The 3,602-nt window shown below is 47.8% G+C and carries 3 protein-coding genes and 1 tRNA gene; 1 reads left to right on the forward strand and 3 read right to left on the reverse strand.

Going from position 1 to position 3,602, the window contains the following annotated elements:
- Positions 1–12: 12 nt before the first annotated feature.
- Positions 13–88: transfer RNA gene (locus tag CNE01S_RS23845), tRNA-Thr, on the reverse strand.
- Positions 89–539: 451 nt separating this feature from the next.
- Between CNE01S_RS23845 and coaA the strand changes: the two genes are divergently transcribed.
- Positions 540–1,493 carry a type I pantothenate kinase gene (coaA, locus tag CNE01S_RS23850; RefSeq protein WP_061279167.1) on the forward strand — a complete coding sequence of 318 codons (954 nt, stop codon included), beginning with the start codon at positions 540–542 and terminating at the stop codon, positions 1,491–1,493.
- Positions 1,494–1,523: 30 nt separating this feature from the next.
- On the opposite strand, the gene birA is transcribed toward coaA, so the two are convergent.
- Together birA and murB are read right to left on the reverse strand one after the other, a co-directional pair.
- Entirely contained in the window at positions 1,524–2,486 is a 963-nt protein-coding gene (birA, locus tag CNE01S_RS23855) for a bifunctional biotin--[acetyl-CoA-carboxylase] ligase/biotin operon repressor BirA (RefSeq protein WP_061279163.1), read from the reverse strand.
- Entirely contained in the window at positions 2,483–3,511 is a 1,029-nt protein-coding gene (gene murB, locus CNE01S_RS23860; RefSeq protein ID WP_061279165.1) for a UDP-N-acetylmuramate dehydrogenase, read from the reverse strand. The genes birA and murB overlap by 4 nt, the downstream gene beginning before the upstream one ends.
- Positions 3,512–3,602: the final 91 nt, after the last annotated feature.

The raw sequence follows: 3,602 nt of genomic DNA on the forward strand, positions 1-3,602 counted from the left end.
TGGGGTACTTGATGGTGCCGGCTACCGGAATCGAACTGGTGACCTACTGATTACAAGTCAGTTGCTCTACCTACTGAGCTAAGCCGGCATCAAGTAGCGCGCATTCTAGGAAGACAGCGCCGCGCATGCAACAAAAAAATCGCATAAAATGCACTACCGCTCACATTTTGCGCTAGATCTCGAAAATCTGGTGACTAAAGCACCATTTGAGAACAAATTTCCATCGCTCCTGGCATTCGTTTTTAGTGGCACTGCTGTTTGACGGTGCCACAATGACAAATAATAACCGTAAAAAGAAAACTGGCCGTCTAACGTGCCGCGTAGACCTTTCTTTTGCTTAAGCGCAACGTGATGTATCCGCCGTAATACATCACTGTTGGTGATTTTTTCTTATTGTTCTCTCTATTCAGATGTTACCCTCCTGCCCACTGTTGAAAAGTTAAATACGCTGCATACTTTTGATACAGAACGCCGGGCTTCCTGGCGTTCCAGAATGTAGCGCGTAAATTTTGTCCTGAATTACAGGCAGAAGCATGCTTATGAGTAATAAAGAGCAAATGTTGGCAACAACCCCTTATCTACAATTTGACCGGAGCCAATGGGCAGCATTGCGTGACTCTGTTCCCATGACGTTAACCGAAGGGGAAATCGCCCGGTTAAAAGGCATTAACGAAGACCTCTCCCTGGAGGAAGTGGCAGAGATTTACCTGCCGCTGTCTCGCCTGCTCAATTTCTATATCAGTTCAAACCTGCGGCGTCAGGCTGTACTTGAGCAGTTTCTTGGCACTAATGGCCAACGTATTCCGTATATCATTAGCATTGCGGGAAGCGTGGCCGTCGGGAAGAGTACTACAGCGCGTGTACTGCAGGCGTTACTCAGTCGTTGGCCTGAGCATCGCCAGGTTGAACTGATTACCACCGACGGCTTCCTTCATCCAAATAAAGTGCTCAAAGAGCGCAATTTGATGAAGAAGAAAGGCTTCCCGCAATCCTATGATATGCATCGCCTGGTGAAGTTTGTCTCTGATATCAAATCTGGCGCAACCAACGTGACGGCACCGGTGTACTCACATTTGGTGTATGACGTGATCCCTGACGGCGATAAGACAGTTGCCCAGCCAGATATCTTGATTCTGGAAGGGCTAAACGTTCTGCAAAGCGGGATGGATTATCCACACGATCCACATCATGTATTTGTTTCTGACTTCGTAGATTTTTCTATATATGTAGATGCGCCGGAAGAGCTATTACAGAATTGGTATATAAATCGTTTCTTAAAATTCCGTGAGGGTGCTTTCACCGATCCAAACTCTTATTTCCATAGCTATGCAAAGCTCTCTAAAGACGAGGCTGTAAATATTGCAACACAGTTATGGAATGAGATTAATTTATTGAATTTAAAGCAGAATATACTGCCAACTCGCGATCGTGCGAGCTTAATTATGACAAAAAGTGCTAATCATGCCGTTGATTGCGTAAAACTAAGAAAATAATAAAATGAGGGGGATGTTCCCCCTCTCTTTTTAACTGGCTCCACGCAGAGAGATCTCACCACCAACCCAGGCTTTTATTACCCCATCCTGCTCCAACAATAATCCACCCTGTTCATTAATTCCGCGAGAAACGCCATAAACCTCTCGTTCTCCAATAATGAGTTTTACCGGGCGATGAATAAAGTTATCCAGTTTTTCCCAACGAGGCAGGAACGGTATTAAACTTTCCTGTTCAAAAATCTGAAGTGCCGTCCTTAGTTCCTGAATCAGAGTGACCGCCAGTGTATTCCGATCAATGCGAATGCCGGCTTCCTGGAGGTTAATCCACCCCTGATTAATTACATCTGTCGCAACATTACGCATCGCGAGATTGATCCCGGCACCGATAACGATTTGCGCGGCATCCCCAGTTTTTCCGGTGAGTTCAACCAGAATACCGGCGAGCTTACGATCGTTCAGATAGAGGTCATTTGGCCATTTTACCCTGACGTCTTCTGCGCCAAGGCGCTGTAATACTTCGGCCATGACGATACCAATAACAAGGCTAAGACCAATTGCCGCCGCAGGCCCCTGCTCCAGGCGCCAGTACATGGATAAATAGAGATTTGCGCCAAAGGGAGAGAACCACTGGCGACCTCGTCTGCCGCGTCCAGCTTGTTGGTATTCGGCTATACATGCATCGCCCGACTGAAGAGTATTGAGACGGTCAAGCAGGTACTGGTTGGTAGAATCAATCACCGGCAGGACTGCAACTGTCCCGCTATCTATCTGTGACTTAATAAAGCTTTCGTCCAGCAGTTGGATAGGCTCCGGCAAGCTATATCCTTTCCCAGGCACGGTGAATACATCGATCCCCCAGTCTCGCAGAGTCTGTACATGTTTATTGATGGCCGCGCGACTCATGCCTAACTGCTCACCCAGCTGCTCACCAGAATGAAATTCACCATCAGCCAGAATACTGATTAACGTTAACGGAACTCTATTGTCTTTCACGCTATAGCCTCCACGGCGCTGACTTCACCTTTACCGCCCATAAAACGAACCTCAGGCTCCAGCCAGACATCAAACTTTTCTCCAACTCGCTGGCGAATATAATGAGCGAGGGCAATAATATCCGCGCTGCTTGCCCCATCTTCATTGATAATAACAAGGGCCTGCTGCCTATGAACCGCTGCGCCACCGATGCGGTAGCCCTTGAGCTGGCATTGATCGATCAGCCAGCCCGCAGCAAGCTTAACGCTGCCATCAGGTTGCGGATAATGAGGCACGCTAGCCACGTTGGAAATCAGTTTTTTTGCCTGTTCGGCACTAATAACGGGGTTTTTGAAGAAACTGCCCGCATTACCATTCACTTTAGGATCGGGCAGCTTTGAGGTTCTCATAGTGCAGACGCTTTCAAAAATCTGCTGAGGCGTAACGGTGGCCGGATCTAATTTAGTCAGATCGCCATAGCTGAGCACAGGGATCCACGCTTTCGGCAAACGGTAACCGACAGCAACTATCGCGAAGCGATCCTGGTAATCGTGTTTAAAGATACTGTCACGGTAGCCAAAGTGGCACTCTTCGTTGGTTAAACGCAACGCGCGGCCGCTGCTTAGCTCGACACAATCGACGTAATCGCAGACTTTTTTTATTTCGACCCCATATGCACCAATATTTTGGATTGGCGAGGAACCTGCGCAACCAGGGATCAAAGCAAGATTCTCCAGACCCGGCATACCTTGCTGGAGAGAATATTCCACAAGATGATGCCAGTTCTCACCAGCACCAACATGCAGGAGCCAGGCATCATCCATCTCAGTAATCTCAATCCCTTTAATGCGATTGATAATGACCGTGCCTTCGTAGTCTTCGAGGAAAAGGACGTTACTGCCTTCCCCCAGGATAAGTACTGGCCGCTGAGCCTGCATCGACTCTGCCCATGCTTTCGTAAGCTGTTCTACAGATTCAGCGATAACAATATGTGCAGCCGTTGCCTGAATACCGAAGGTATTGAAGGGCTTAAGAGAGGAGTTCATGTCAGCGATTTTCCGGAATATAAACCAGAATAGTTTACCCGATCCTGTCGGGATTGGCTTGCCTGTCTCAGTAGAACGCACATAGCAAAAA

The organism is Cedecea neteri NBRC 105707 = ATCC 33855, from assembly GCF_001571265.1.
Classification (GTDB): Bacteria; Pseudomonadota; Gammaproteobacteria; order Enterobacterales; family Enterobacteriaceae; genus Cedecea; species Cedecea neteri.